General features: G+C 44.5%; 19 protein-coding genes and 4 pseudogenes. 5 read left to right on the plus strand and 18 right to left on the minus strand.

Annotated elements, in window-relative coordinates; translation table 11 throughout:
• Window positions 1–307 precede the first annotated feature (307 nt).
• A pseudogene (locus FZ952_RS04730) lies at window positions 308–1,258 on the plus strand (DDE-type integrase/transposase/recombinase); the annotation flags it as partial.
• A 522-nt stretch (window positions 1,259–1,780) separates the two neighbouring features.
• Here the strand turns inward: FZ952_RS04730 and FZ952_RS04735 are convergent.
• Window positions 1,781–3,598 (minus strand): acyltransferase family protein, encoded by a 1,818-nt coding sequence (locus FZ952_RS04735; RefSeq protein ID WP_148880790.1) that lies wholly within the window; start codon window positions 3,596–3,598, stop codon window positions 1,781–1,783.
• Window positions 3,599–3,934: 336 nt separating this feature from the next.
• Window positions 3,935–5,077, minus strand: a complete 1,143-nt coding sequence (gene tgt / locus FZ952_RS04740; protein ID WP_148880791.1) for a tRNA guanosine(34) transglycosylase Tgt — start codon at window positions 5,075–5,077, stop codon at window positions 3,935–3,937.
• A 150-nt stretch (window positions 5,078–5,227) separates the two neighbouring features.
• Here tgt and FZ952_RS04745 point away from each other — a divergent pair, with 150 nt between their 5' ends.
• Complete coding sequence (locus tag FZ952_RS04745) at window positions 5,228–6,067, plus strand: DUF975 family protein (RefSeq protein ID WP_037616441.1); 840 nt, start codon at window positions 5,228–5,230, stop codon at window positions 6,065–6,067.
• 42 nt (window positions 6,068–6,109) lie between these two features.
• On the opposite strand, the gene FZ952_RS04750 is transcribed toward FZ952_RS04745, so the two are convergent.
• The 3 genes from FZ952_RS04750 to polA form a co-directional block, all read right to left on the minus strand.
• Window positions 6,110–6,613: a kinase gene (locus FZ952_RS04750; protein WP_148880792.1), complete on the minus strand. Its 504-nt coding sequence runs from the start codon at window positions 6,611–6,613 to the stop codon at window positions 6,110–6,112.
• 1 nt (window position 6,614) lies between these two features.
• Window positions 6,615–7,052, minus strand: a complete 438-nt coding sequence (locus FZ952_RS04755) for a CoA-binding protein (RefSeq protein WP_148880793.1) — start codon at window positions 7,050–7,052, stop codon at window positions 6,615–6,617.
• Window positions 7,053–7,201: 149 nt separating this feature from the next.
• Window positions 7,202–9,844 (minus strand): DNA polymerase I, encoded by a 2,643-nt coding sequence (gene polA / locus FZ952_RS04760; RefSeq protein WP_148880794.1) that lies wholly within the window; start codon window positions 9,842–9,844, stop codon window positions 7,202–7,204.
• A gap of 97 nt (window positions 9,845–9,941) precedes the next feature.
• Here polA and FZ952_RS04765 point away from each other — a divergent pair, with 97 nt between their 5' ends.
• On the plus strand, window positions 9,942–10,484 hold the full coding sequence (locus FZ952_RS04765; RefSeq protein ID WP_148880795.1) for a histidine phosphatase family protein: 543 nt from the start codon (window positions 9,942–9,944) through the stop codon (window positions 10,482–10,484).
• Between the two features lie 74 nt (window positions 10,485–10,558).
• On the opposite strand, the pseudogene FZ952_RS04770 reads toward FZ952_RS04765, so the two are convergent.
• Together FZ952_RS04770 and FZ952_RS11900 are read right to left on the minus strand one after the other, a co-directional pair.
• A pseudogene (locus tag FZ952_RS04770) lies at window positions 10,559–11,325 on the minus strand (Cof-type HAD-IIB family hydrolase).
• A 2-nt stretch (window positions 11,326–11,327) separates the two neighbouring features.
• Window positions 11,328–13,022: pseudogene (locus FZ952_RS11900) on the minus strand (PTS transporter subunit EIIC).
• Window positions 13,023–13,184: 162 nt separating this feature from the next.
• Here FZ952_RS11900 and FZ952_RS04780 point away from each other — a divergent pair.
• Window positions 13,185–13,949, plus strand: a complete 765-nt coding sequence (locus FZ952_RS04780) for a MurR/RpiR family transcriptional regulator (RefSeq protein WP_148880796.1) — start codon at window positions 13,185–13,187, stop codon at window positions 13,947–13,949.
• 134 nt (window positions 13,950–14,083) lie between these two features.
• On the opposite strand, the gene FZ952_RS04785 is transcribed toward FZ952_RS04780, so the two are convergent.
• The 5 genes and pseudogenes from FZ952_RS04785 to FZ952_RS04800 form a co-directional block, all read right to left on the minus strand.
• Window positions 14,084–14,698 carry an HAD-IA family hydrolase gene (locus tag FZ952_RS04785; protein WP_148880797.1) on the minus strand — a complete coding sequence of 205 codons (615 nt, stop codon included), beginning with the start codon at window positions 14,696–14,698 and terminating at the stop codon, window positions 14,084–14,086.
• Entirely contained in the window at window positions 14,695–15,972 is a 1,278-nt protein-coding gene (locus FZ952_RS04790) for an MATE family efflux transporter (RefSeq protein ID WP_148880798.1), read from the minus strand. The genes FZ952_RS04785 and FZ952_RS04790 overlap by 4 nt, the downstream gene beginning before the upstream one ends.
• Before the next feature lie 108 nt (window positions 15,973–16,080).
• Window positions 16,081–17,565, minus strand: coding sequence for a threonine synthase (thrC, locus tag FZ952_RS04795; RefSeq protein WP_148880799.1), 1,485 nt, complete (start codon window positions 17,563–17,565; stop codon window positions 16,081–16,083).
• Between the two features lie 322 nt (window positions 17,566–17,887).
• Window positions 17,888–18,019: pseudogene (locus tag FZ952_RS11765) on the minus strand (V-type ATP synthase subunit A); the annotation flags it as partial.
• Between the two features lie 258 nt (window positions 18,020–18,277).
• Window positions 18,278–18,973, minus strand: a complete 696-nt coding sequence (locus FZ952_RS04800) for a GNAT family N-acetyltransferase (RefSeq protein WP_148880800.1) — start codon at window positions 18,971–18,973, stop codon at window positions 18,278–18,280.
• Between the two features lie 392 nt (window positions 18,974–19,365).
• Here FZ952_RS04800 and FZ952_RS04805 point away from each other — a divergent pair, with 392 nt between their 5' ends.
• The gene (locus FZ952_RS04805; RefSeq protein WP_062201707.1) at window positions 19,366–20,211 is read left to right on the plus strand and encodes a MurR/RpiR family transcriptional regulator; all 846 of its coding nucleotides are present in this window, start codon (window positions 19,366–19,368) and stop codon (window positions 20,209–20,211) included.
• A gap of 229 nt (window positions 20,212–20,440) precedes the next feature.
• Here the strand turns inward: FZ952_RS04805 and FZ952_RS04810 are convergent, their stop codons facing one another.
• From FZ952_RS04810 to FZ952_RS04835, 6 genes are read right to left on the minus strand one after another with little or no spacing between them, the layout of a single operon-like run.
• Window positions 20,441–21,325, minus strand: a complete 885-nt coding sequence (locus FZ952_RS04810; protein WP_148880801.1) for an ROK family protein — start codon at window positions 21,323–21,325, stop codon at window positions 20,441–20,443.
• An 18-nt stretch (window positions 21,326–21,343) separates the two neighbouring features.
• Entirely contained in the window at window positions 21,344–22,261 is a 918-nt protein-coding gene (locus FZ952_RS04815; protein ID WP_148880802.1) for a dihydrodipicolinate synthase family protein, read from the minus strand.
• A gap of 33 nt (window positions 22,262–22,294) precedes the next feature.
• The gene (locus FZ952_RS04820) at window positions 22,295–22,945 is read right to left on the minus strand and encodes a DUF624 domain-containing protein (protein ID WP_148880803.1); all 651 of its coding nucleotides are present in this window, start codon (window positions 22,943–22,945) and stop codon (window positions 22,295–22,297) included.
• Between the two features lie 55 nt (window positions 22,946–23,000).
• Window positions 23,001–23,453, minus strand: coding sequence for a YhcH/YjgK/YiaL family protein (locus FZ952_RS04825; protein ID WP_148880804.1), 453 nt, complete (start codon window positions 23,451–23,453; stop codon window positions 23,001–23,003).
• Window positions 23,454–23,478: 25 nt separating this feature from the next.
• Window positions 23,479–24,309 carry a carbohydrate ABC transporter permease gene (locus FZ952_RS04830; protein ID WP_062201715.1) on the minus strand — a complete coding sequence of 277 codons (831 nt, stop codon included), beginning with the start codon at window positions 24,307–24,309 and terminating at the stop codon, window positions 23,479–23,481.
• Between the two features lie 16 nt (window positions 24,310–24,325).
• Complete coding sequence (locus FZ952_RS04835; RefSeq protein WP_037616474.1) at window positions 24,326–25,213, minus strand: carbohydrate ABC transporter permease; 888 nt, start codon at window positions 25,211–25,213, stop codon at window positions 24,326–24,328.
• Between the last annotated feature and the right edge of the window lie 8 nt (window positions 25,214–25,221).

A 25,221-nucleotide genomic window follows, 5' to 3' on the forward strand; every position in this document is an offset into this window, starting at 1 on the left:
AAGTCCAAAAGAAAATCCCAACAAACGAGAGCCCCTCATGCTGTTAGTCAACTAAAACAAGTTAACGCTTTCTTACGCACTGAACACTTTCAATCATTGGTTGTGTTACATACTTATACAAGTGTGAAAGCTTGATAAATATAACTCTGACTATATTGTAGCACGTTTATTTAATTAAGACAAGCAAGTCAAAAAAGTTAAATGTATGTGGTTGTAGCGTTACAATAGATGTGAGACCTGAGTACCAAAAAAGAAGAAACCTTGATATGATTAGTTCTGATACAACCATCAAAAAAGGAGTCTTCTCATGAATAGTATACCACAAAACATCCGCTACCTGCCACATACTTTGGATACACGCTATCACGCTGTCAAAACCTATCGCAACGGTACCTCTGTCGCCTTTATCTGTCGGAGATACAAAATCTCAAAAGCCTCTCTTATGCGTTGGAATAAACGGTTTGATGGAAGCAAAGAATCTCTATGTGACAAATCCCATCGCCCTCTGACCCCTCATCCAAATAGTCACACCAATGAAGAAATCAATTGGATCAAACAGTGTATCCGCCGCAATCCTAAGGCTACTCTGATTGAAATCTTCTACAAACTCAAAACAAACAAAGGATACCACAGACATCCTTGCTCCCTCTTTCGTATCCTGAGAAAATTAGGCTTCTTCAAAGCTCCTAAAGAAAAGAAAAAAACCTACAAACCAAAACCCTACCATACGCCGACCGAAATCGGAGTGAAGTGGCAAATGGATGTCAAATATGTCCCAAAACACTGTTACACCGGCTCTATCCCTGATAAATTCTATCAGTATACTGTCATCGACGAAGCTTCCAGAGAGCGATTTATCTATCCTTTTAAGGAGCAAAGCTCTCATTCTACAGTTCAATTTTTGAAATTGGCTATTCGTCATTTTGGTTATCAGCCCAAAATCCTGCAAACAGATAATGGTGTTGAATTTACACACTTTAGAGAGACCAAGCAAGCCCATCCGCTTGACCTTCTTTGTGAGGAGTTGGGGATTGAGCATAAGTGTATCAAACCTCGAACACCTCGACACAATGGCAAGGTAGAACGAAGCCATCGCAATGACAATAAACGATTCTACAAACATCTCCAGTTCTATTCCTATGACGATCTCATCAAACAGATGGAGCGCTATCTCTACAAATCCAATCGATTGCCTATGCAAACTTTAAACTGGATGTCACCTATCGAAATAAGAAAAACGAGTCTGGGACAAAACTCTTGTAGAAGGTATAAAAAACGAACAAAGATGGATTTTCAAAGTTTCGAAGTCCATCTTTGTTCGTTTTAATTTCAGTTTTTTCATTAAATTTATAGTAGATAATAAAGAATTTCTAAAACGAAAATCTTTTTGTCCCAGACTCGAATACCATATCAAGTTTTTTGATAACTTTCGTTTGGTCTCACATCATTGACAAACGTACATTTGAGCAAGTTTTTTTAATTTTTTATTTGAAAACGTTCCCTTTTCTTATTGATCTTTTATCATCCTATGGAAAATCAAGAAAGTGGAAATTGAAAACCCTATTAGTCGTAACGATAAACACAAAAAATCAAGTCTCATTTAACATGAGGCTTGATTTTTACAAATCATTTTTTCTTGATATAAAAGTAGGTAGAATTACTTGGTAAGAAGACAAACTAACCCTTCCATTCTTAAAGTCAGTTTGTTTCCTACTGGCTTAGTTAAAGGACTTGTATAGATTTTTTAACCGCAAGGATGACGCCCCCATGCCTCAGGAACTTATTTGTGCTTTACAGGTCCATCTGCTGCTTTTGCGACAGCCTTTTGGATTTGCTGCGCATAGAGCCGACCACCCGCAGCAATCGTGTCTGCATCTTCTCCAAAGTGGATATGATCACTACCCACCCAGATTTCTGGATGCTCCTTGGCAGCAGCGTTCCAGTCGGCAATGGTGACGTAAGCATATTTCTTGGCCAACTCTCTGGCATATTGTGCATGCTTTTCGGCGACAGGATTGTCATATTTGTCTGAGTTACCATCGTAAGGAGTTACCAGAATAAGCCGGTGTCCCTTCGGTAGGGCCTTGACCAACTCATTCAGTTCTTCTTCGTAGTTAAAGACAATATTAACACCGGTTGCTACCACGACGGTCTTGAGCAAGCCGCCAGCTGCAGCATTATTGCTCAGAATTTCACGAGCCTGAGCTGTGTTGCGACTGCCTTGGGCATCGACTTGTGCATCTGGCAGAACTTCCTTAAGCGGGGTGCTAGCCCGCAAGGTCACGGAATCACCAATAATCGTCACACCATCTGCAATATTGTATTTACTGGCTTCTCCTTTTTCTGCAAGATTTTTAGTCTGATTTAGCTTAGTATCTGCCTGATGAAGGCCATTGACTAGCATATCTATCTCAAACGCCCCAATCTTCGGAGCGAGTCCGATAGCCAACAGGCTGATGAGAAACAAGACTACCGAACTGATTGCCAAGACCTTTTTCAACTGCGGAAAATGCAAGTCCCAACCGAGAAAAGCAGGGGATTTCCCAGCAATGATTGGCTCAATAACATAAAAGGACAGGCCGGCAAAAGCAAGGGAAAGAAGACTTGTTAACATCACCGCAGGCAGATTGCCCATCAGTTGTGAAAAAATTGTGTAGAAAGGCCAGTGGAAAAGATAGACTCCATAACTCGTATCAGCAATCACTGTTAAAACCAGCGGTTCTTTTAGGTTTGGAGTTTTCTCATGCAAGACCCGCGTGGCCAATATCATAGCCGCCGCTGACAAACTGGCCAAAAGAAAGCCAAATAAATAGGTAAAAAGCGAATCAAACTTGACCCAAAGCATCATCACGACTAAGAGACCCGCTCCCACCGCAAAGACCAGACAAGCTTCTCGCAAAGACCAAGAGCGAATCACTTTCTTTAACAGGCCTGTCGACTGCTTGATACCGGTCAAGGTCGCTAGAATACTACCGACAAAAAAGGGATAAATGTGAGTCCAGGTCGAGAAATAAAGCCCCGAAAAACTGAGTCCTAAAAGACCGCCAATAAACATACTGAGAAAGCTGATCAGCAAGCTCAACGAAGACAGCAAAAAGATACTGCCCCTCAGCTGACCGGCTGTTTTGCAATATTTGGCTAGGAACCAAACAGCCAGTCCCCAAAGTAGATAATAATGAACCTCTACAGCCAGACTCCAGTTATGTACAAATAAATGTGGAACAAACTGAGCCTCGTAGCTTCCACCCGTCATCATTTCGTAAAAATTGGTCACAAAGCCCATGACTGCCGCAATCTGCGTTCCGATACCAGACACAAAATCCCGTCGAATCAAAAAGGTAAAGGGCATGACCACCAATACCATGACAATGACAGGGGGAACAATCCGATAAAAACGCCGGCGAAAGAAGGCTAGAAGCTCTATTTTTTTACTCTGAGAAAACTCATCAATCAAGAGCGCTGTAATCAGAAAACCTGAAAAGGTGAAAAAGACATCAACACCGAGAAATCCCCCGGGAAATAATTTTTGAAAAAAGTGATACAAGAGAACCAGCAATAAGCCTGTCACTCGAACCATTGAAAACCATTTGATACGCATATTTCTCCTACATCCTTTTCACTACTGCTGCAGACCGACCAACTCCCGCAAGCCTAGATCACTGCTGAGTCAAGCAAGCCAAAAATTCTGTTAATTGCTGCATTTAGCAACGTTGCTATAAAATCTATTTTACCAAAAAATAGGCCAAAAAACCAAAAGACCTGGAATTTTATTTCCCAAGTCCATTGCTTCTTTTATCGATTTTAAAGTTCTCTCCAGTTTGGCTGATGAGAAAATTCACAGAGCGTGCTTTCGACCATCTGACAGGTAGGCGGCCACTAAGCTTTCCAACAATTCTCCGTCATCAGGCATACTTCTTCCTTTCAATGAAGACTCTTAGAAATTTCTCTTGGAGCGATTGTAGCCGTAGCGCTCAACAAAGTCTTCGCGGAATTCCAACAGATTATCATCCATAATAGCTTGACGAACCTTCTTCATGAGATTTACCAAGAAGTAGAGGTTGTGATAGCTGGTCAAGCGGAGACCAAAGGTTTCATCAGCCTTGAGTAGGTGGCGGATATAGGCGCGCGTGTAGTTTGTACAAGTGTAGCAATCACAGTCGTGATCCAGCGGCGTAAAATCTTCCTCAAACTGGGCATTTTTAACAACCAGACGCCCTTCGCTAGTCATACAGGTACCGTTTCGGGCAATCCGAGTCGGCAGAACGCAGTCAAACATATCCACCCCGCGGATAACACCGTCAATCAAGCTATCTGGCGCTCCAACTCCCATGAGATAGCGAGGCTTATTTTCAGGCAGCAAGGGCGTTGTGAAATCCAGCACCGCATTCATCTCCTCGTGAGACTCTCCGACAGCCAGACCTCCGATAGAGTAGCCTGGGAAATCCATGCTGACTAAATCCTGGGCAGACTGACGACGCAAATCTTCAAATCCAGCACCCTGAACAATACCAAAGAGACCTTGGTCGTGTAGCCGAGTGTGGGCCTTGAGTCCACGCTCTGCCCAACGGCTAGTCCGCTCGATGGACTTCTTGACATAGTCATAAGGCTGGTAGAACTGCGGGCACTCATCAAAGGACATCATGATGTCGCTGCCCAGATTGTTCTGAATAGAGATGGTTTTTTCTGGCGACAGGAACATCTTAGAACCATTGAGGTGGTTTTTGAAAGTCACTCCTTCTTCTGTGATGTTGCGGCTGTCAGCTAGAGAATAAACCTGAAAACCACCACTATCGGTCAGAATAGGCTGGTCCCAGTTCATGAACTTGTGCAGGCCACCTGCACGGGCAATCAGCTCATCACCCGGCCGCAGCCAGAGGTGGTAGGTATTGGCCAAGATGATACCAGAGCCCATTTGCTTGAGCTCCTCAGGAGACTGAGTCTTGACCGTAGCCTGAGTGCCGACCGGCATAAACATAGGTGTTGGAAAGGTGCCATGAGGTGTGATAATCTCTCCCAAGCGAGCACCTGTGTGCTTTTCTTTTTTAATCAAACGATACTGAATCGGTGAATCTGACATTTTTACCTCCGATGCTGGGAAAAACAGTCCCAGCTATTTTCTTCTATAAAATAAGCGACAAGCGCTCATAAGATACCGTATGATTTTACCAAAAAAAGTCTCGTCTGTCACGATATGTGGTATAATAAAAATCATGAAATGGAGGTCTGTATGAATTTAAGCGAAATCCGTGCCCAGGCACGCACTATCCGAAATCAAACCAATGGCATTTTCTCGCTCTTTGCTATTCCAACTCTGGTAACCATTTTATCTACCTATCTATCTCCCAACCGTCATCTGGAGGAGATTATTCCCCAGTTGGAAGTCAATCAGGCCTTTGTTGTGATTTTTGGTCGCCAGATTTTCCCACAAATCGTGGAATTTGTCATCGCCCTGCTCTTTTTATCGGCTAGCTTTAGCATGATAGAAGTTGTCCGAAAAAAACGCGATACGGTTGGTCTTGCTGATATTCGCCGAGTGTTTTCCGCAGAGCTTTTTTCACCGATTTTTATCACACAGCTGACTAAGAGCATTCTCCTCTTGTTGTGGAATTCCATCAGCCTCGTTGGTTCCTTCTTTCTTGTCTTCAGCAGTTACAAGGTACTGGCTATTTATGAAAAAATCTCAGATTTGTCCCGATTGACGACTGATAGTCCTGAGGTAGAGCAAATCGTCAGCTATGCCCCGATGATGTTTCTCGGTACTCTTATCGTCTTGGCTGGTACGGCAGTATTCCTGATTGCCAACTACGCTTACTCTCAGACCGACTTCATCCTTTATGATCAACTGAGTACAGGCACTTACCAAGGTCCTTGGCAAATCATTACGCAAAGCAGACGCATGATGAAAGGCTATAAGTGGAAACGCTTCTTGCTGGATCTGAGCTTTATCGGTTGGTATATCCTGATCGGTATTACCCTGGGAATAGCTGGAGTCGTGGCCTATCCGTACATCACAACAGCTCGGGTGCTCTTTTATGAAAAACTGAAGGAAGAGAGAAAGCTGAGTTGATTGGCCATTCATTACTGTATTACAAAAGGTTGAGCTCAAATCTCAACCTTTTTCTCTATTCAAATCCCGAACAATCCGCTCAAAGGCTACCTCTAAAGAATCTTCATTCCTAAAGAGCGATTCTTCTTGCCAGCCTAAGAAATCTCGGTCTTTCCACCAGCGCTTCATGTCAGCTGGGGAGAAGTCAGATCGCTCGCCCCTGGTCTGATGGCGACGTGCTGTTTCCTCAAAAGTCAAATCATAGTAATATGCTAGAGTTTGAGAACCAAACAAATTCCGCAGTCGCTCGAGCATCTGTCCGTAAATGTCTGTCTCATAAAACCCTTCTACCAGAACCAGCAAATCATGTTCGTAGCCGAATCGTGCCAATGTTTCCGTCAGGTCAAGAGACAAATTTCCCGGCTCAACCTTTTCCTTGAGCATATCCCGTCTAATCGTATCCTGCGCAATCAAGAGAGTTCCTCGGCCGTAGTGAGTCTGCAGTTTCCTGGCTAAACTAGACTTGCCAGAGCCGGAATTTCCACGAATGATAACTAACTTGGCCATCTTATTCGCCTAGAATCAAGCGAGTATGCTCGCGCTTAATGCAGCGGTCCATGACAATGTCGTCCCGACCGGCTGTCCGCAAAATCTGCTCAGCCTCCTCACTCTCCAAGCCCAACTGAGCCCAGAAAATCTTGGCGTCTGCTTCCAGAAAATCACGCGCCACATCTGGCAAAAACTCGCTACGACGGTAAACATCGACAAGATCCACTGGGAAAGGAATATCTTTGAGACTGGCATAAACTGTTTCACCAAAAATCTGACTGCCCGCGGCCCGCGGATTTACCGGGATAATCCGATAGCCCCGCGCTTGCATCTCCTTGGACACACGGTTACTGGTTGTTTCCTCACGGTCAGACAGACCGACAACGGCAATCACCTTGCTGTTTTCCAGATAATGCTTGATAATCCCGTCGCTAGGATTTTGAAAATGATAAGTCATAGGTTTCCTCCTCATTCATAATAAAGCTGGATATTTGTATCTTAACTGAATCCGGGCTAAACACTGTGTGAAAAAGATAAGCTTCCTCGCATTCATCGAATGCTGTGTCAGCTTTCTATTTTCACTTTGTGTTTCACGCCCTTGATATCTTATTTCGCCTCGTACCAAGTTTGGCCGGCATTTTCATCAGCCACTAGTGGAACTGCTAGCTCAATCGCGGCTTCCATGGTTTCTTTGACCAGTTGGCGGACAGCTGTTAGTTCGTCATTTGGCACTTCCAGTACGATTTCATCGTGTACCTGCAAGAGCATGCGAGACTTGAAATTCTTCTCTGTCAGAGCTCGGTCCAGATTAATCATAGCGACTTTGAGAATATCTGCGGCGGAGCCTTGGATGGGGCTGTTAATGGCTGTGCGCTCCGCAAAATTTCGGATGTTAAAGTTGCGGGAATTGATGTCTGGCAAGGAGCGACGACGATGGTAAATGGTCTCTACATAGCCCTTATCACGCGCTTCGCGGACGATGGTTTCCATATAATTCTTGATGCCAGGGAAACGCTCAAAATAAGTCTCAATATAGTCCTTTGCAGCCTTGCGGGAAATTCCCAAATTATTAGCCAGTCCGAAGTCGGAAATTCCATAAACTACTCCGAAGTTGACAGCCTTGGCATTACGGCGGTCATTAGGTGTCACATCCTCTGCCTTTTCAATACCAAAGACCCGCATAGCGGTAGCCGTGTGGATGTCTTCTCCATGCCGAAAGGCAGCTATCAAATGCTCGTCCTTAGAAATGTGAGCCAGCACCCGTAGCTCAATCTGGGAATAATCCGAGCTGAGTAGCACACTGTCTCCCCATTCCGGCACAAAAGCCTTGCGAATGAGACGCCCCTGCTCCAAGCGAACGGGGATATTCTGCAAGTTCGGATCAACCGAGGATAGGCGTCCAGTCTGAGTCAGATCCTGAACATAGCGAGTGTGAATCTTACCGTCAGCCACTATCGCCTCCTGTAGGCCGATGATATAAGTAGACTGGAGTTTGCTGATTTGACGGTATTCCAGAATCTTAGACACAATCGGTGCAATCGGTGCTAAACGCTCCAGCACGTCAACCGCTGTCGAGTAGCCTGTCTTGGTCTTTTTGGTGTACTCCAGCGGCAGCCCCATATCCTCAAAGAGAATAGTTCCCAGCTGTTTAGGTGAGTTGATATTGAACTCCTGACCAGCCAGATCATAAATCTCCTGGGTCAGACTTTCCAGCGTCTTTTCATTTTCCGCCTGCATACCTTGCAGGGTTTCCCGCTCAACCTTGATTCCCGCAATCTCCATCTTGGCTAAGACAAAGGCCAGCGGCTGCTCCATTTCAAGCAACAAATCCAGCTGGTCGTGGGAACGGAGCTGTTCTTGCATTGGCTCTTCTGTTTCCAGCAGTACTTGGACCTTACGAGCTAGATGCTCAAAGAGCAGCTCTTGCTCCGGCAGAGCGCGCTTGGCTCCCTTGCCATACACGTCATCATCCGTCGGTAAAATCGTTTGACCGTAAAGTCGAGCAATGGTTGCCAGCTCATTATCCTCGACCGTCGAAAGCAGATATTTGGCTAGACGCGCATCAAAAGACGCTGCTGGCAGTTCAATGCCGTAATGACTGAGCAGTACCTTGGTCCGCTTGAGGTCGTAGGTTTTTAGAGCTGTTTTTGCCAAAAATTCCCGAAAGAGAGGTTGCTGCAGTAAATCTCTGGTGCCGACATAAATCTGACTGTTATCGCCCCAGGCAAGACCAACAATCTCTTCCTTGTGGTAGTTGTCACCCAAGATTTCAAAATAGAAAAATTGCTCCGATGCAAGCATATCCTCTGTGACCTCAGTCACTTTGGTAAATTCAATTGGTTTGACTTCTACTGGTTCCTGACCAGTTCCTAGCTGAGCCTTGAGCTGCTTGAAGCCCATCTCGTCGTAGAACTTGCTCAGTGCCTCTACCTGTGGACCGTTGTAAACCAAATCATCCAGCCCGATTTTAATCGGAGCCTGAGTATTGATGGTGGCTAGGGTTTTAGATAAGAAGGCCTTGTCCTTGTCGTTGATCAGATTTTCCTTCATCTTGGAAGCCTTGAGCTGGTCAATGTTTTCATAGAGATTTTCCAAAGAGCCATACTCCAAGAGGAGCTTGAGACCAGTCTTCTCGCCAATCTTGGTCACGCCAGGGATATTATCCGACTTGTCCCCCATCAGCGCCTTAAGGTCGATGAACTGCTCGGGTGTGATGCCCATCTTTTCCATGAGGTAGGCTGGGGTAAACTCTTCGAATTCGGCCACACCTTTCTTGGAAATCTCCACCATGGTATTGTCATCCGTCAGCTGAATCAGGTCCTTATCTCCACTGACAATGATTACATCGTAAGGGACAGGGGTCTTTTCAGCCATCTTGTCTAAAGTCCCGATGATGTCATCAGCCTCGTACTGAGCCAAATCGTAGTAGTGAATGCCCAAGTGCTGCAGCATTTCTCGGATAAAGGGAAGTTGCTCACGAAATTCATCCGGTGTCTTGGCCCGACCAGCCTTATAGTCGGCGTACATCTCGGTCCGGAAGGTCGTCTTGCCAGCATCAAAAGCTACCAGGATATGGGTCGGCTGCACACGCTCCAAGAGATGATTGAGCATGAGGTGAAAGCCATAAATAGCATTAGTATGCAGGCCAGACGGGCTCTTGAAACGGTCGATTTGATTATAGAGCGCAAAAAAAGCGCGAAAAGCAACGGACGAACCGTCGATTAATAATAACTTATTCTTATTTTCCATAGGTTTATTATAACACGAAAGGCGGACAAAGACAGAAAAGGTGGTGTGGAAAAGGGTAAAAAGTGTCCTGAGATCCAAATTTTGCTATAATCATCCTATGAACAATACCTACTATTTTATCCGCCATGCGCATTCTAGCTATACGCCTGACGAAGTCAATCGATCTTTATCAGACAAAGGGCAAGAATCCTTAGCACAGCTTAAATTTTTAGCAGACAAATCCATTACCGCCATTTATTCCAGTCCCTACCAGCGGGCAATTCAAACTGTCGAGCCTTTGGCTCAAAGCCTTAAACTCTCCATTCAAACCGACAGACGTCTAATAGAGCGAAAACTAAGCAGCCAAGTAATTACGGACCAAGACTTTGAAAAGTGGCTCATACAACTTTGGGCACAGCCGACATTCTCACTTGTTGGCGGTGAGTCCAACCAACAAGCTCAACAGCGTGCCTTAGCTCTTCTTCATGAGCTAGAAAGCAAACATCAAAACGAAGAAATTATCATCAGTTCCCATGGCAATCTGATTTGCATCTTGCTGAGCGCATTTGACTCCAGCATTGATTATGACTTCTGGCGCAGTCTAAGTATGCCAGATGTACTGGTTTTAGATAAAAATGGGAATATCTCTCGCCTTCTCTAAAAGAAAAAGCAGGCTAAAACTGACCGTAGCTCAGTTCTAGTCTGCTTTTGTTTTTTTATTCTAAATTCTAATCTTTATAAGCTCAGCAATCCCTCCAAATGCTTGACAGCATCTGCAAAGCTGTCGACAACATAGGAAGCTGCTTCCTGGACAGTGGCTGGGGCATGTGCCATACAATAGGAAATATCGGATTTTTCAAACATCGAAACATCATTTCCCGAGTCGCCAAATGTCACAATGGGCTGATAATGCTTTTTCAAAAGCTGTAAGCCGCTGCCTTTTGAAACGTCTTTAGCAGTCACCTCTATGCGCACCCCCCTGATTGATACACTTCCAAGTGAGGAAAATGTTCTTTCAACTCTTTTACATAGATAGACGTTTCCACTGCTTCTGGACGAATGTTAAACTTGTAAATCGGCCGATTGCTGACAAAATCATAGGGATTTTCCAAGCAAAGAATGGGCATATCCCACAAACGGCGCTTGTCTTCGTGGTCAAAGTTGCCAATTCTTTCCTCACCATCAAGGGCATCAAAAACGAGATTTTCTCTTTTTAGATAGTCCAGTAGATTCTGGACATCAATCGCAGCCAAAGTTTTAGAAAACAATACCTGACCATCCTCAGTAACCATGGCTCCGTTGAAACCAATTGCGTAGGTCAAATGAAGCTTATTCCGCTGCGCAATATAGTTTATTTCCTTGACGGAACGGCCAGTGGCAATAGCAAAATCACTGTAGTCTGTCAACCTTTGATAGGCTTGCAAATCTGCTGGATGAACATCGACGGAATTTTTGACAAAAGTTCCGTCCAAGTCCGTTACACATAAAATCTTATGTGTCATGTCTACTCCTCTAAACCTAGAATATCTTGAATTTCCATTTTGAGGACATTGGCATAGGCACCATAGATGGACTGCATTTGCATGCCATTTTCCGCAAAACCAAGCGCTTCATATTGGTTGACAATCGTATCCTTATCCACTAATGATTTATCCTTGACATCAATCCGCAAACGGGTAATACAGGCATTGACATCAACGATATTTTCTGGACCACCGTGAGCAGCAATCAAGCCAAGAGCTTGTTGGTGCGTTTTTTCTTGCTTGCTAAGTTCTTTTCCTTCGTTTTTTTCTGGAGCAGGTGCCGTCTTTTCTGGCTCTGCTTGACCAACATTTTGAATCTTCAAGCCATATTTACCACGCGCTTCTTGCTTACTTGCTAATTTCACTTCGCCTGCATCTTCACGACCTGGCGTTTTGAAGTTGAACTTGAGAATCATGAATTTGAAAACATAATAGTAAAGGAAGAAGTAAGGGATACCGACCAAGAATACAAGCCACCAGTGCGTTTTAGGTCCTTGCAGAACACCATAAATCACAAGGTTAATGAAACCATGTCCAGTAGGAGTTGCTACACCAGCGCCCAGCATGTGCATTACAAACAAAGCAGAACCTGCCAAAATAGCGTGCACAGCGTAAAGCATTGGTGCGACAAAAAGGAAAGTAAATTCAGTTGGTTCTGTAATACCGGTCAAGAACGAAGTTCCGGCTGCTGCAAAGAGAAGGGAACCTGCCACTTTGCGTTTTTCTGGAGTAGCTGTCTTGTACATAGCATAAGCAGCACCAGAAAGCCCAAACATGAAGTAAACAAATTTACCACCATTGAATCGAGTGATTGATGGATCAATAGACTTGATACTAGAATCTGCCAAAGAAGCAAGGTAAGCATTGACCGTACCGACGACATGGTTCCCACCAATTGTCCATGAGCCACCAAGTTCTGTCGTACGAACTGGCCAGTTGAGTCCGTGGTGCAGACCAAACGGTAAGAGCGCCCGTTCAATCAATCCATATAAGAAGGTTCCAATTGGTCCTGATTTTAAAACAAGAATAGAAACCGTGCTAATCCCCGCTTGAATTGTAGGCCAAATAAAGAAGATGGCAATCGATACAAAGGACATAGCCACCATGGTGACAATTGGTACAAAACGCGGTCCGCTGAAGAATCCAATCATGGTTGGCAACTCTTGCTTCACAGCCCATTTGTGAATGAAATAAACAGCCACCCCAACGATAATCCCTCCAAAGACACTCAAGTCCATGGTTTGGATACCCAAAACTTTTGTCTGCATGGCATTTGACATAGCTAGTTTGGCTTCAACGCTGGACATACCAGCTATATCTACCAGTTTTCCACTGATTTACAGCAAGAAATTAAGGACATTGTGCAAAACAAGAAAGCCTAGCAGACCAGACAAGGCTGCCGAACCTTTTTCCCGTTTGGTTAGACCGACCGCAACTCCGACTGCAAAGATAACAGGCAAGTTGTTAAAGGCCGTACCACCAAGCGCAATGAAGAATTTCATGATAAACTGAAATACTGCATTATTCAGGAACGGGAACATATTGAGAGTATTTTCATTGGTAAAGGCTGTACCAATACCTTGGATAATCCCTACGCCCGGCAGCACCGAAACAGGAAGTAAGAATGAGCGGCCAAACTGCTCAAAAACAGAGATAAATTTATTCTTCTCTTTCATATTTTTTACTCCTTATATTTTTATGCTTTCATTGTAACAAAAATAAACTGGAAAACGCTTTTTTGAAAAGAAATTTCTATCTTTCATATTTTTTCTATTTAGGTAAAATTTTACTAAGAGGAAAACGCTTCCCCAAGGCCGAGTTTTAGGAAGGAGCCCCCTATGTTTCTCAATAACTTAAAGCAACACTATGATCGCTTGTCTGTCAGTGAGCAGGAGGTCATTGACTATCTCATGCGTCAGGAAGAAGTAGAAACCATCACATTAAAAATGATTGCAAACGAACTCTTCATCTCCTCATCAACCGTAATTCGAGCTTGTAAAAAGTTAGGCTATCAAACCTATAATGAATTACGCTATGATCTGCGTTTATCAAAAGAGCTGAAAAAGAACCAAGCCAAGTTAGAGCGCAATTCCTTTGAGCAACTAAAAGAACAAATTCAGGTCGAATTTGCGCATACGATGTCCATTTTGTCTGAACAAGACTTTCAGATCTTTGCAGATAAGATTCTCTCAGCCAGACGGATTTTCTGTATCGGAGTAGGCTCCAGCTATATGACCATGACTGATTTTAATCGGAAATTAAAACTGATTAATATTTGGTCCAATGATTACTTTGAGCAACACAGCATTGATCGCATCAAAGACATTGTGGCACCAAAAGATGTGATTCTCGTCTTTTCGCTCGGCGGCAGCAACAAAGATGTCAACCACAGTATCTTACAGGCCAAAGAACAGGGAGCAACGGTTCTCACAATCACCACTTTAGGAAATCATCTACTAGCAAAAATTAGTGATCACATGATTTTTGTTTACGATGCACCAAAAAAACGAGAAAAACTGCGTTCGCGTTTGATGTTCAACTTAGTTGGAAATCTGCTTTTTGAAGTCATTTTAGCAGAGCAACAACGTCATCCATCTAAATGATGTAAAACAGAGCAGGAACGTTTGATATTCTCGACTCGTTCCACTCTGTTATAAATCTAAAACAAGAAAAAAGGACTTTCCTGCCCTTCTTTGCATTGCGATAAGCGCCCAGCCACTCATCTGGCTGGACTTTTTTACTCTTCAAACAGATTTCGTATATCCATCAACTTCTCTATTTTCTGATTGATTTCCGGTCGATAGTCACAGAAGTTAATGCTCTGGATGCCACTGTTAACTGCGACATCCACATCCAGCGTCCGGTCGCCGATATAGTAGGTTTCCTGCTTGTCCAGGCCATATTTCTCAAGCAGATAGTCGACACCTTCTGGGTGGGGCTTGCGCTCAAAGCCGTTGGCAGTTGTGATGATTTCTGTAAAATAGTCATGGATACCCAAGTCTTGCAGGATATGATGGGCATTGAGTCCCTTGTGGGTATAGACGAACTGAGCAATGCCCTGCTCTTCAGCCCAGGCCAGAGTCTCTGCCGCCCCTTCCATCAGATGAACCTGAGCATTCTTCTCCTTTAGGCTTGCTCCACGAAAGGCATTCATCTCAGCAGCGTTCAGACCTTTCTCAGACGCCACTTCCTCCAAGAGCTTCTGGACAGAGTGCTTTAGGATATAGCTGTGAATACTAGCCCTGTCGAAGTCCAAATCATAATGAGCATAGGTTTCCTCAATTCCCGCCAAAATAGCATCGTAGGAGTCTAGCAAGGTGCCGTCCAAATCCCAGATAAACGTTGTTGTCATATCATTTTCCTCATTTTTCTATGATATAAGGTTTTTAAAAGCAGCCAGCGGAAGCCATTGTCCAAAAGAGTGCCGACCCAAACTCCAGCCAGCCCCCAGCCACAAGTCACTCCCAGCAAATAGCCAGCGATAATCCGAATCAGCCACATGCCCATCGTCGTAGCATAAAAGGGTAGTCTGGCGTTGCCCAGCCCCTGCCAGATAGCTGTGTAAATCACGGTCCCCACTGTCATGGGAGTTCCCAGCAAGGAAAAGAATATGACTAGAAGACTGGCTGCAAGAGCTCCGCTATTGTCCGTATAAAGCAAGGTTAGAGGCCGACCGAAGGCAAAAATCCCCAGCGCCAAGGGCAGCATGCAAGCAAAAGACAGCCAGAAGGCTCGCTGACGAATCTGACCGACCGCTTGCATATCTCCCTCGCCAACCGCATGGGCTACCAACATGACTGTTGCTGTCGCGACCCCAAAGGCTGGCATGTAGTTAAACTGTGTCAGGACTTCACCGATGGCATTCCCTGCGACTGCATCTGTCCCAAAGGTGACCACAATGGCGATGATCACTACGTCACCCGCTCGCATCATGAGCCGCTCTCCAGCAGCAGGCAGGGATAGGTGCAAGAGCTCTCGATCCAGTCCCCAGCTCCATCGGATAGTGGATAAATCCAGCTCCCCCCAAAGAAGGAGCACGCCAACCAAGCGAGCCAGCACCGTCCCCACCGCTACACCGATAATACCTAGCTGAAAGACATAAATGCCCAGACCAGAAAAGAGGGCATTGAGGACGTTGGTCAGAAGACTGACATACATGGGAAATCTAGGATTGCACGTGACCCGAACCAGAGCTCCGAAGGAAGTCATCAGGCCCAACAAGATAATAGTCCCGCCAACCAAAGCCAAATAAAGGCCGCCAGCCTCAGCCACCGCCTTTTCTGTCCCCAGAAGGTCTAACATCTGCCTGCCAAAGAACAGAGAAAGCAGACCTAAAAGAAAACTCAGAAGCAAAGTCAGTTTGATAGCCTCAGCTGTATGATAGGCTAAACGCTCCTTGTCTCCTTGAGCCAGAGTTTTGGAGATGAGACTGGAAATAGCAGCCCCCAGAGCGATAAAGATTGCCTGATAGATAGTAATGATGTTGCCGGCCACCGAGACACCGGAAATCGCAATCAGCCCAAGACTGGCCACCAGATAGCTGTCGACCATCCCCATCAGCATCTGCAAAAAGTTCTCCGCCATAGCCGGCAAGGCAATGTTCCTGATTTTTTTATAACTCGTCATAGAGAAATTTCTTCCTTTTAAGCATCAGCTACTTCACTTTCTTTCATTGGACGTCCTAAGAAAAAATCAGCCAGATATCCAGCTGATTTTAGGCTTTCTAAGTAATCTTTACAATCCCAAATAATCCTCGACTGCTGCCTGCATTTGGTCCGCAGCTACCGTTGTTTTGTGGCGAACCAGAGCTGTTTCTAAGCCATCCACGGCTGGTGGAAGAGCTACGCCAGAAAGTTCGTGCAGTTGAGCCAAAGCCTCGAAGTCACTGAGTCCTGTTTGGCCAGTCACAGCCTCAACGGCCACAACTGGGAATTTATAAGGACTAGCAGTAGACGCGATAACAGTCTTACGCCGATCCCCTGTCTCTGCCAAGTATTTTTGATAAACAGCAGACGCAACAGCCGTATGAGGGTCTTCAATGTAGTCAGATGCTTGATAGACCCGCTTGATTTCAGCTGCTGTTTCTTCTTCTGTGGCATAGTCAGCCGCAAATAGTTCTAAAATCTCAGCGTCAAAGTCCGTCAGTTCATACTGTCCATACTCATTCAGAGCCGCCATCAAGGAAGCAGTCTTCTCAGCACTATTACCAGACAGATGGAAAATCAAACGCTCCAAGTTAGAGGAAACCAGAATATCCATGGACGGACTAGACGTCACCTTGAAGCTCCGCTTCTTGTCATAAACCTGAGTCTTGAAGAAGTCTGTCAGGACATTGTTCTCATTTGATGCGCAGATCAGCTTGCCAACTGGAAGACCAATTTGCTTGGCATAGTAGGCCGCCAGGATATTCCCAAAGTTCCCTGTCGGAACGGTAAAGTTGACCTTGTCTCCTGCTGTGATTTCTCCCGTCTTCACTAGCTGAGCGTAGGCATAGACATAGTAGACAATCTGCGGCACCAAACGGCCAATATTCATGGAGTTAGCTGATGAAAACTGGAGTTGGTGCTCCAGAAGACGAGCTCGTAGGTCTGTGTCATTGAACATGTGCTTGACATTGGTCTGGGCATCATCAAAGTTGCCGTCAATGGCAACAACATGCGTATTGGCACCTGTCTGCGTCGTCATTTGCAGCTCTTGGACCTTGCTGACACCGTCTTTCGGATAAAAGACGATAATCTCAGTCCCCGGAACGTCCGCAAAGCCTGCCATAGCCGCCTTACCTGTATCACCAGAAGTCGCCGTCAAAATGACAATTTTATTTTCCAAGCCGTGCTTTTTAGCTGCGGTTGTCATCAGGTGAGGCAGAATGGACAAAGCCATGTCCTTGAAGGCAATGGTCGCTCCATGGAAAAGCTCTAGATTATACTGACCATCCAGCTTGACCAAGGGAGCAATGGCTGCATCATCAAACTTGCTGTCGTAGGCATGGTTAATACAATGGTCCAGCTCCGCTTCAGAAAAATCATCCAAAAATGCAGACAGAATCAGCTTAGCTACTTCTTGATAAGAAGCGTCTTTAAGCTTGGCAAATTCCAAATCGACCTGCGGATAGGTAATGGGCGTAAACAGACCGCCGTCTGTTGCCAAACCTTGTAAAATCGCCTGGCTAGCTGTTACTCTATTCTTCTCGTCGCGCGTTGATTGATAAACTAAGGTCATTCTTTCTCATCCTTTATCTGTAGTTCGTTTTATTATATCAAAATTTATCAGAAAATTCTCGCTTTTTATCAAAATTAAAAAGCAAAAAGAGAAGAAGACTCCTCTCTTGAACACTATTTTCTTACTTCGTTACATCAACGAACCCTATCATTCCCGTTAAACAAGCCCTGAGCTAATCTTATATCTCCTATTTTTGCTGTAAACTTTTAACGATTTTGCCATCTTACTTCACCTTCATCATCTGAACTAGCCTTTCCCATTCGACTTCTTCGAGCATCATTTTGATGTAGTAGGTGATTTCTTTGAGGTCAGAAATAGTCTAGCGACGGGTTTTCTCGATTTCACCAATCGGAGCCAAATCACCACTCCAGCTGACGTCCTGAATATTCGCTTCCTGCATCCTTGATGCCAACACCAGAGAACCAAAAATGTTGATAATCTTTCCTTGACTCACAATCTTCCTTCATTCTTGAGAGATTTTTGTTGCTACTCAACAAAAATCAAAGAGCAAACTAGGAAACTAGCCGCAGATAATTTAAAACACTGTTTTGAGGTTGTAGCTGAAACTTCTGCAAGGAAGTATTAAAAGTACGACAAAGCAATACAAACATGATGGTTTGAATTTGTTTTTTGAAGAGTAGTATTTTGATTCTTGCCACGAGTTAGAAGTCCTTCTTAGCCCGGTCTACAGCAAGGATTACTGCTTCTTATTTTAAAACTCAGACAAGGCTTTTATTTGTTGCCCCTTTTCATCGAAATTGTCTGGGCTCAGCCATTTCTCCAAACGACTCTTAACGGCCGGCCAATCGCTGTCAATCATGGACAGCCAGTCAGTGTCTCGGTTGCGCCCCTTATAAACAACTGCCTGACGAAAAGTGCCCTCGTAGGTAAAACCAAGCCTTTCTGCTGCGCGCCTTGAAGGCTGATTGAGTGCATCGCATTTCCATTCGTAGCGGCGATACTCCAGCTCTTCAAAGACATAGCGCGCCAGCAAATACTGGGCTTCAGTCCCTTGTCTGGTTCGTTTTAACTTGGGCGAATAGGTCACAGACCCCACCTCAATGACACGGTTGCCTCGGTCAATCCTCATTAAAGCGAAAGTTCCCAGCGCCTTGCCACTCTCCTTGTCCACAATGGCATAGTAAAAACGATCTGGAGCTGCCAGCATCGGATCTAGCAAGGCCGACCACTCATCCTGACTTTGAACAGGATTTTGAAAGAGATAGGTCCACATATCAGCAGGCGAATCCGGACCGTACAATTCGTATAAATCCACCCCATGCTTGTCCTTGGACAGACGCTCAATAACAGCATACTGGCCCTCTATTCGCTCCAGGTTGGGCAATTCCCCCGGCTTAAAATCCGGCAGAGCATCCCCGATGGGCTGCCCTAATTCATTCATTTTCATAAACACCTCACAATATAGTTTTACTGATTTCCACAAGTTGGACAAAGAGTATTTGAAAGAATTGGAAGCTGCATTTTTTCAAGATGCGCATTTGCCATTGATTTCACTATCTCTTTCATTTCCCAAAACAGCTGTGAATTCTTCCTGTGTAAATTATAACACTTTTCAAGCTATTCGTCGTAGTCTTGTAGTTGCTTTGCTTGTCTACTGAAGAGAGGATTCAAGGAAGTTTATTAATGAGAACCTGTGAAAGAATGAGGCGCAGATAAACACTATTTCCCCTAGTATTTCCCAGTTCTGCGTTACTTTATTCTTACGGAGCTATGTTATAATGGAGATATGTTCTGTAAAACATTTATCCTATAATATTATTAGTGAAGAAAGTAACAACTATGGAAAATAATCAAAATATCTTGACGATAATTGAAAGCTCCTTTGATAGTATGACGGACTTAGAAAAACGAATTGCCAACTACTTCCTGAACCCTAACAGTGTCTACGACGACTTATCTTCTCTTCAGGTAACTCACACTCTGCACATTTCACAAGCAGCCTTGACCCGATTTGCTAAAAAATGCGGGTTTAAGGGCTATCGGGAATTTAACTTCCAATACCTTCACCAGTTGCAGGGTCATGAAGAGAAAGTCGAAAATCTACAACATGATCTATCTCGCCACGTTTTACGCAGCTATGCACAAATCCGCCAGCAAACCGAAGAATTGGTCGACGAAGAGAAGCTACAACGAGTAGCTCAACTGATTGAGGAAGCCGATCGTGTTTATTTCTTTGGTACAGGCAGCTCTGGTCTAGTCGCTCGCGATATGAAGCTGCGCTTTATGCGGTTAGGAGTCGTCTGTGAGGCCTTGACTGACCCAGATGGTTTTGCTTGGACCAGCAGTATCCTAGATAAGAACTGTCTAGTTATCGGATTTTCTCTTTCCGGTCAGACGCTGTCTATCATTGACAGTCTGATTGATGCTCAAAAGATGGGAGCCAAAACAGTTCTAGTGACTGGACAGCCTCAGAAAGTCAAAAATGAATTTTCCGAAATCATTAGCGTTGCTATTCAAAGCAAACCGCAGTTTATCCAACGCATCTCAGCTCAATTTCCCATGTTGCTGATGATTGACATACTTTACGCTTTTTTCCTGGAAATTGACCGCGAGAGAAAGGAAAAAATCTTCAACAGTTACTGGGAAAACCACAAACTCAATGGGTATTACCGCAGACATCAATAAAATCCAGCAGAAACCTGTTGGATTTTTTGCATGTTCTTTACAGCCTTACTCTAAACAATGACTAAACTGGCTTAGAGTAAGATTCTGGTTGTACTGGTTTCCTATGTAACTCCTTAAAATCTGAACCAGACCCAACTCACCCCAGCCACTTGAAAGTCGTCTAACTGTCGATGGAAGAAGCATTACTAAAACACAAGAAACCTGAGGTCACTCCCCAGGTTTACTTGGATTACTGATGTTTATTTTTAAAATGGTAGTAGGCCCCAAACATGCCTGCCGTATTTTGGTGATAGGCAAAGGCTAGTTTGGTCTTCTCAGCTATGCTCGGCACCAGAGCATCCTTGAGAGCCGCTTGGATACGAGGTCGGAGGATGGCCTCTTGTCCCATGATACCACCTCCCAAGATGACGATTTCCGGATTGACGACATAGCAGATATTGGCAATGCCCTGCCCCAGATAGCCTACCATGCGGTCAATTCCTTTGATACAGAAGGTATTGCCCTCGGTCGCTTCTTTGAAAATCCTGCGGCCATTCCAGAGAGAGGAATCATCTCCGTGCAAGTCAGCGACATATTGGACCAAGGCTGTGGTCGAAGCCACATCCTGAAAGGCTCCGTCCGGCAGGTGCAGATAGCCTACTTCGCAGGCTGAGTTGCTAAAGCCGTGAAAAACTTGACCATCCGCTACTAGACAGCCGCCAATCCCTGTCCCAATTGTCAGACAGACAGCAATTTTTGCTCCCTTACCATGGCCAGACATGACCTCAGCCAGACCAGCACAGTTGACGTCGTTCTCAATCTCGCAAGGAATGGAAAATTCCTCCTCCAAGACCTTCTTAAATTGCGTCCCAGCATAGTTAGGAATCTGAGGACCAGCGTAAAAGATTTCTCCCTTGTCTGGGTCAACCATTCCAGCTGAGGAGATACAAATCCCCTCAATCAAACCAGCCTGTACATAGTCAGCGACAATCTTTTGAACCTTACGCATAATCTCTGGACCACCCTTATGGGCTTCCGTAGGTATTTCATGGGCTTCTACTAGCGTTTCTTTGTCGTCTATCAGGCCGTATTTGATATTGGTACCGCCAATATCAATCGTAACATAATTTCCCATAAGCATCCTTCTTTCTTTTTAGAGGAAGCGCTCCTTGGTCTCACAGATCAAGGCCGCTGCTGCTTCTACGACTGGACGGTCTGCTTCTACGACTGGCGTCAAAGGAGCACGGACAGATCCAATATTCAGGCCTTCGTTGAGCTTGAGAACCTCTTTGATAACAGCATACATATTGCCATGAGCACTGGTTAGCTTGCCGATAATGTCGTTAATGGCAAACTGCAGCTCTTTGGCTCTTTCTAGTTCCTTGTCTTCAATCAGTTGATTAAGCTTGAGGAAGAGCTCTGGCATAGCCCCGTAGGTACCACCAATTCCAGCTGCCGCTCCCATGAGACGGCCGCCCAAGAACTGCTCATCTGGACCGTTAAAGACCAAATGGTCACTGCCTCCAAGTGCTGCAAAAGTCTGGATATCCTGAACTGGCATAGAGGAATTTTTCACCCCAATCACGCGCTCATTTTTCAGCATTTCCTTATAAAGACTCGGAGTCAGCGCTGCACCAGCCAATTGCGGAATATTATAAATCACAAAATCGGTATGTGGTGCAGCCGCACTGATATCATTCCAGTACTGAGCGACAGAGTATTCTGGCAGACGGAAATAAATCGGCGGAATAGCCGCAATGGCATCAACTCCTAGAGCTTCAGCGTGTTTGGCCAACTCGATACTGTCTTTAGTATTATTGCAGGCTACGTGAGCAATGATGGTCAGTTTGCCCTTAGCAACTTTCATTACTTCTTCCAAAATTACTTTTCTGTCGGCCACGCTCTGGTAGATACATTCGCCTGACGAGCCGTTGACATAGAGACCTTGCACGCCCTTGTCGATGAAATACTCCACCAAAGCGCGAGTCCGCTCCGGGCTGATTTCACCCTCCTCATCATAACAGGCATAAAAAGCCGGTATGACACCGTGATATTTCTTTAAATCTTTCATTTTCAAATTTTCTCCAAATGTACGAATTGTAGATTATAGACTGCTGTATTTAGCGAAGATTTTTTCCAAAATAGGAAGCTGCAAAAAAGCCAGACCTGCAAAGCCGATAAAGGCAAAGAGGGAAAATCCTAACAGCAACACAAAGCCTGAACTGTAGATGATGACAAGGAGCGCAGCTACAACCGCCATCATGACAACAAACCAAGGAAAATTCAGACTTACAATCACTAAGCTGGTCTGTAAAACGTCTCTAAAAGACATGAGAAATTTACCAGCCAAGGGATAAACGCAAAGAGAAAGCAGGATTGTAAAAATAATCATTCCAAAACAAACCGCCTTTAAAACTTGGAAAGGCAGAGCTTCCTGCATCCGAAAAAGCAGGAGGTCAAAGAGACTGAAGCCGACTAAAGCCAATTCCAGCAAGCCCAGTTTGAGTCCTTGCTTCCAATTTTCTCGAAAGATTCGAGTGTAAGTTCTGATTACTTTTACTCGACGGTTTCCCTTGATTTCAAAAAGTGTTTGATAGAGGCTGATCTTGGCAATCCCAATGGTCACCAAGGGCAGACAAGACAAGAGAAAGAGAAGATTGACCGTCATCAAATCCAGGATTTTCTCACAGATTTGCATGAAAAAATTATCCGTATCAAATATAGCTCTGATGAGTCCTGTTCCTTTATCCGACATAAGTTTCTCCTTTCTCTGCTAGCCTGGCACACTCAAAAATCTCGCTAGCCTAGGACTAGTCTATTAAAACTTTAAAAAGATACTTTCTGACATTTTCTTCCAGACCCGCATAGCCATTTGGCTGATGGGCCTCTTCTGGAAAGAAAATCGCAAAATTATGGTAACCCAACAAGAGAGGATAATGATTTTGACAATGAACAAAGCCGATATCTGCCTCTTCATCAAAGGCCACTGCCTCATCGACCATCTGGCTACCATAGGCAGAATATTCATGCCCTGCTACTAACAGATGAAAATCTGCATATTTTTTATGATATTCAAATTGATCATTGGCCTCTTGATTGAGGGTATTTTCCTGAACCAAGAGAAAGACCTTATCTCCATCCACTTCATAGCGTCCCAAGTCAAAGTTGTCTTTGCGGTGCTCATAGAGATAATCAATCGCTTTATCCAGATTGGGATGAAGACCCTTGTAGCGAGTCACATTTTTTAAATCATCAAAAATCATAGTCTTATTTCCTCTATTGAATGCCTTATCCTTTGACAGCTCCCATAGTAATCCCTTGGGTGAAGGATTTTTGGAAGATGAGGAAGACTGCTACGATTGGCACCGCCGCTAAAGCCGCACCGGCCATAATCAGACCGTAGTTGGTTGCCATCTCAGCCTGCATAGTCGCAACCCCTAACGAAATCGTCAGATTGTTCCGCGAGGTCAACATTACGAGCTGCATGAAGTAGTCATTCCAAGTGTTGATAAAGGTGAAGATAGCCAGAGCAGCAAAGCCTGGTTTGACGATAGGAAAGGCTACACTCCAGAAGGTCCGGATTTCACCACAACCGTCGATCTTAGCTGATTCCAGAAGCTCTGTCGGGATATTTTCACTAAACTGCTTCATAAGGAAGACCCCGAAAGGCCAGCCAACTAAAGGTAAAATCACTGCCCAAAGGGTATCGTGGATTCCCATGAAATTGACAATCCGCACTAGAGGTACTAGGACAACCTGCTTAGGCAAGGCCATAGCTGCGATAAAGATGGCAAAGAGAATCCGTTGCCCGTAAAAGCGTTTCTTAGCCAAAACGTAACCAGCTAAAGATGACGTCGCGCACACCAAGAACATGGTCGCCAGCGAAATGAAGACACTGTTCCACATCCACTGCAAAGCTGGATTTTGAACGGCTAATTGCTGGAAGTTTTCTGCTGTCGGATTTTGTGGCCACCATTGAGGCGGAATCATAATTGTATCTGGCTGAGATTTAAAAGCTCCAGTCAGAATCCAGTAGAATGGAAAGACAAAGAGCACGGTCAAAAGTGCTAAAATCACAGATGAGAACACTTTAAATGAATTAAATTTTTGGGGTTTCATATTCCTGCTCCTTTCTTTAATATTCCACATCATTACCGAGGATCTTGAACTGGGCGAAACTGATAATCGCAATCATAATCGCCAGAAAGACTCCCATGGTGTTTGCATAGCCATATTCAGATAGCTTGAAGGCTTTTTCATATAGATAGTACATAAGCGTACTAGTTGAATAGTTTGGTCCACCTGATGTCAACAGCTGAATCAAGGCGAAACACTGGAATGAGTTAATAGTTGTGATGATAGCGATATAGAGCGTTGTTGGCAAAAGGCTCGGCCATTTGATTTTCCAAAAGACTTGCATCTCTGTCGCCCCATCCACACGCGCAGCCTCCACTAGAGAGTTGTCGATATTTCCCATAGCTGCAATGTAGAGAATGATTGGCTGACCGACAGATGTTGTCAGCAAAATAACGATGATAGCAGCCAAGGCCCACTGTTTGTCTCCCAACCAAGAAATGTTTTGGTTGATGATGTGACCAGATTTCAAAACAAAGTTCAAAATACCAGACAGGGGATCGTAGATCCACTTCCACACTACCGTCACGGCAACACTACCTGTCACAACCGGTAGGAAGAAGACAAAACGGTAAAAGGAGCGAGAAACAGCATTCATCTCATAGGTCTGTGAAGCTACAAACAAAGAGAAGAGCACAACTACCGGCACAGAGCCGATTACAATAATGACTGTATTAATGAGCGATTTCACAAAAACTGGATCATTGAACATCCGAATATAGTTATCAAAACCAACGAATGTAAATGAAGTCATTGTATAGTTAAAGAAACTAGTGATAAATCCCATTATCATAGGCGCTAAAACAAATACTGTAAAGAATACCAGAATTGGAGCTAAAAACGCATATGATACTAGGGTTTCTTTCATTCTGATTTTATTGACTTTCACAATGAGGT

It is taken from the genome of Streptococcus sp. Marseille-P7376 (genome assembly GCF_902460385.1).
Lineage (GTDB): Bacteria > Bacillota > Bacilli > Lactobacillales > Streptococcaceae > Streptococcus > Streptococcus sinensis.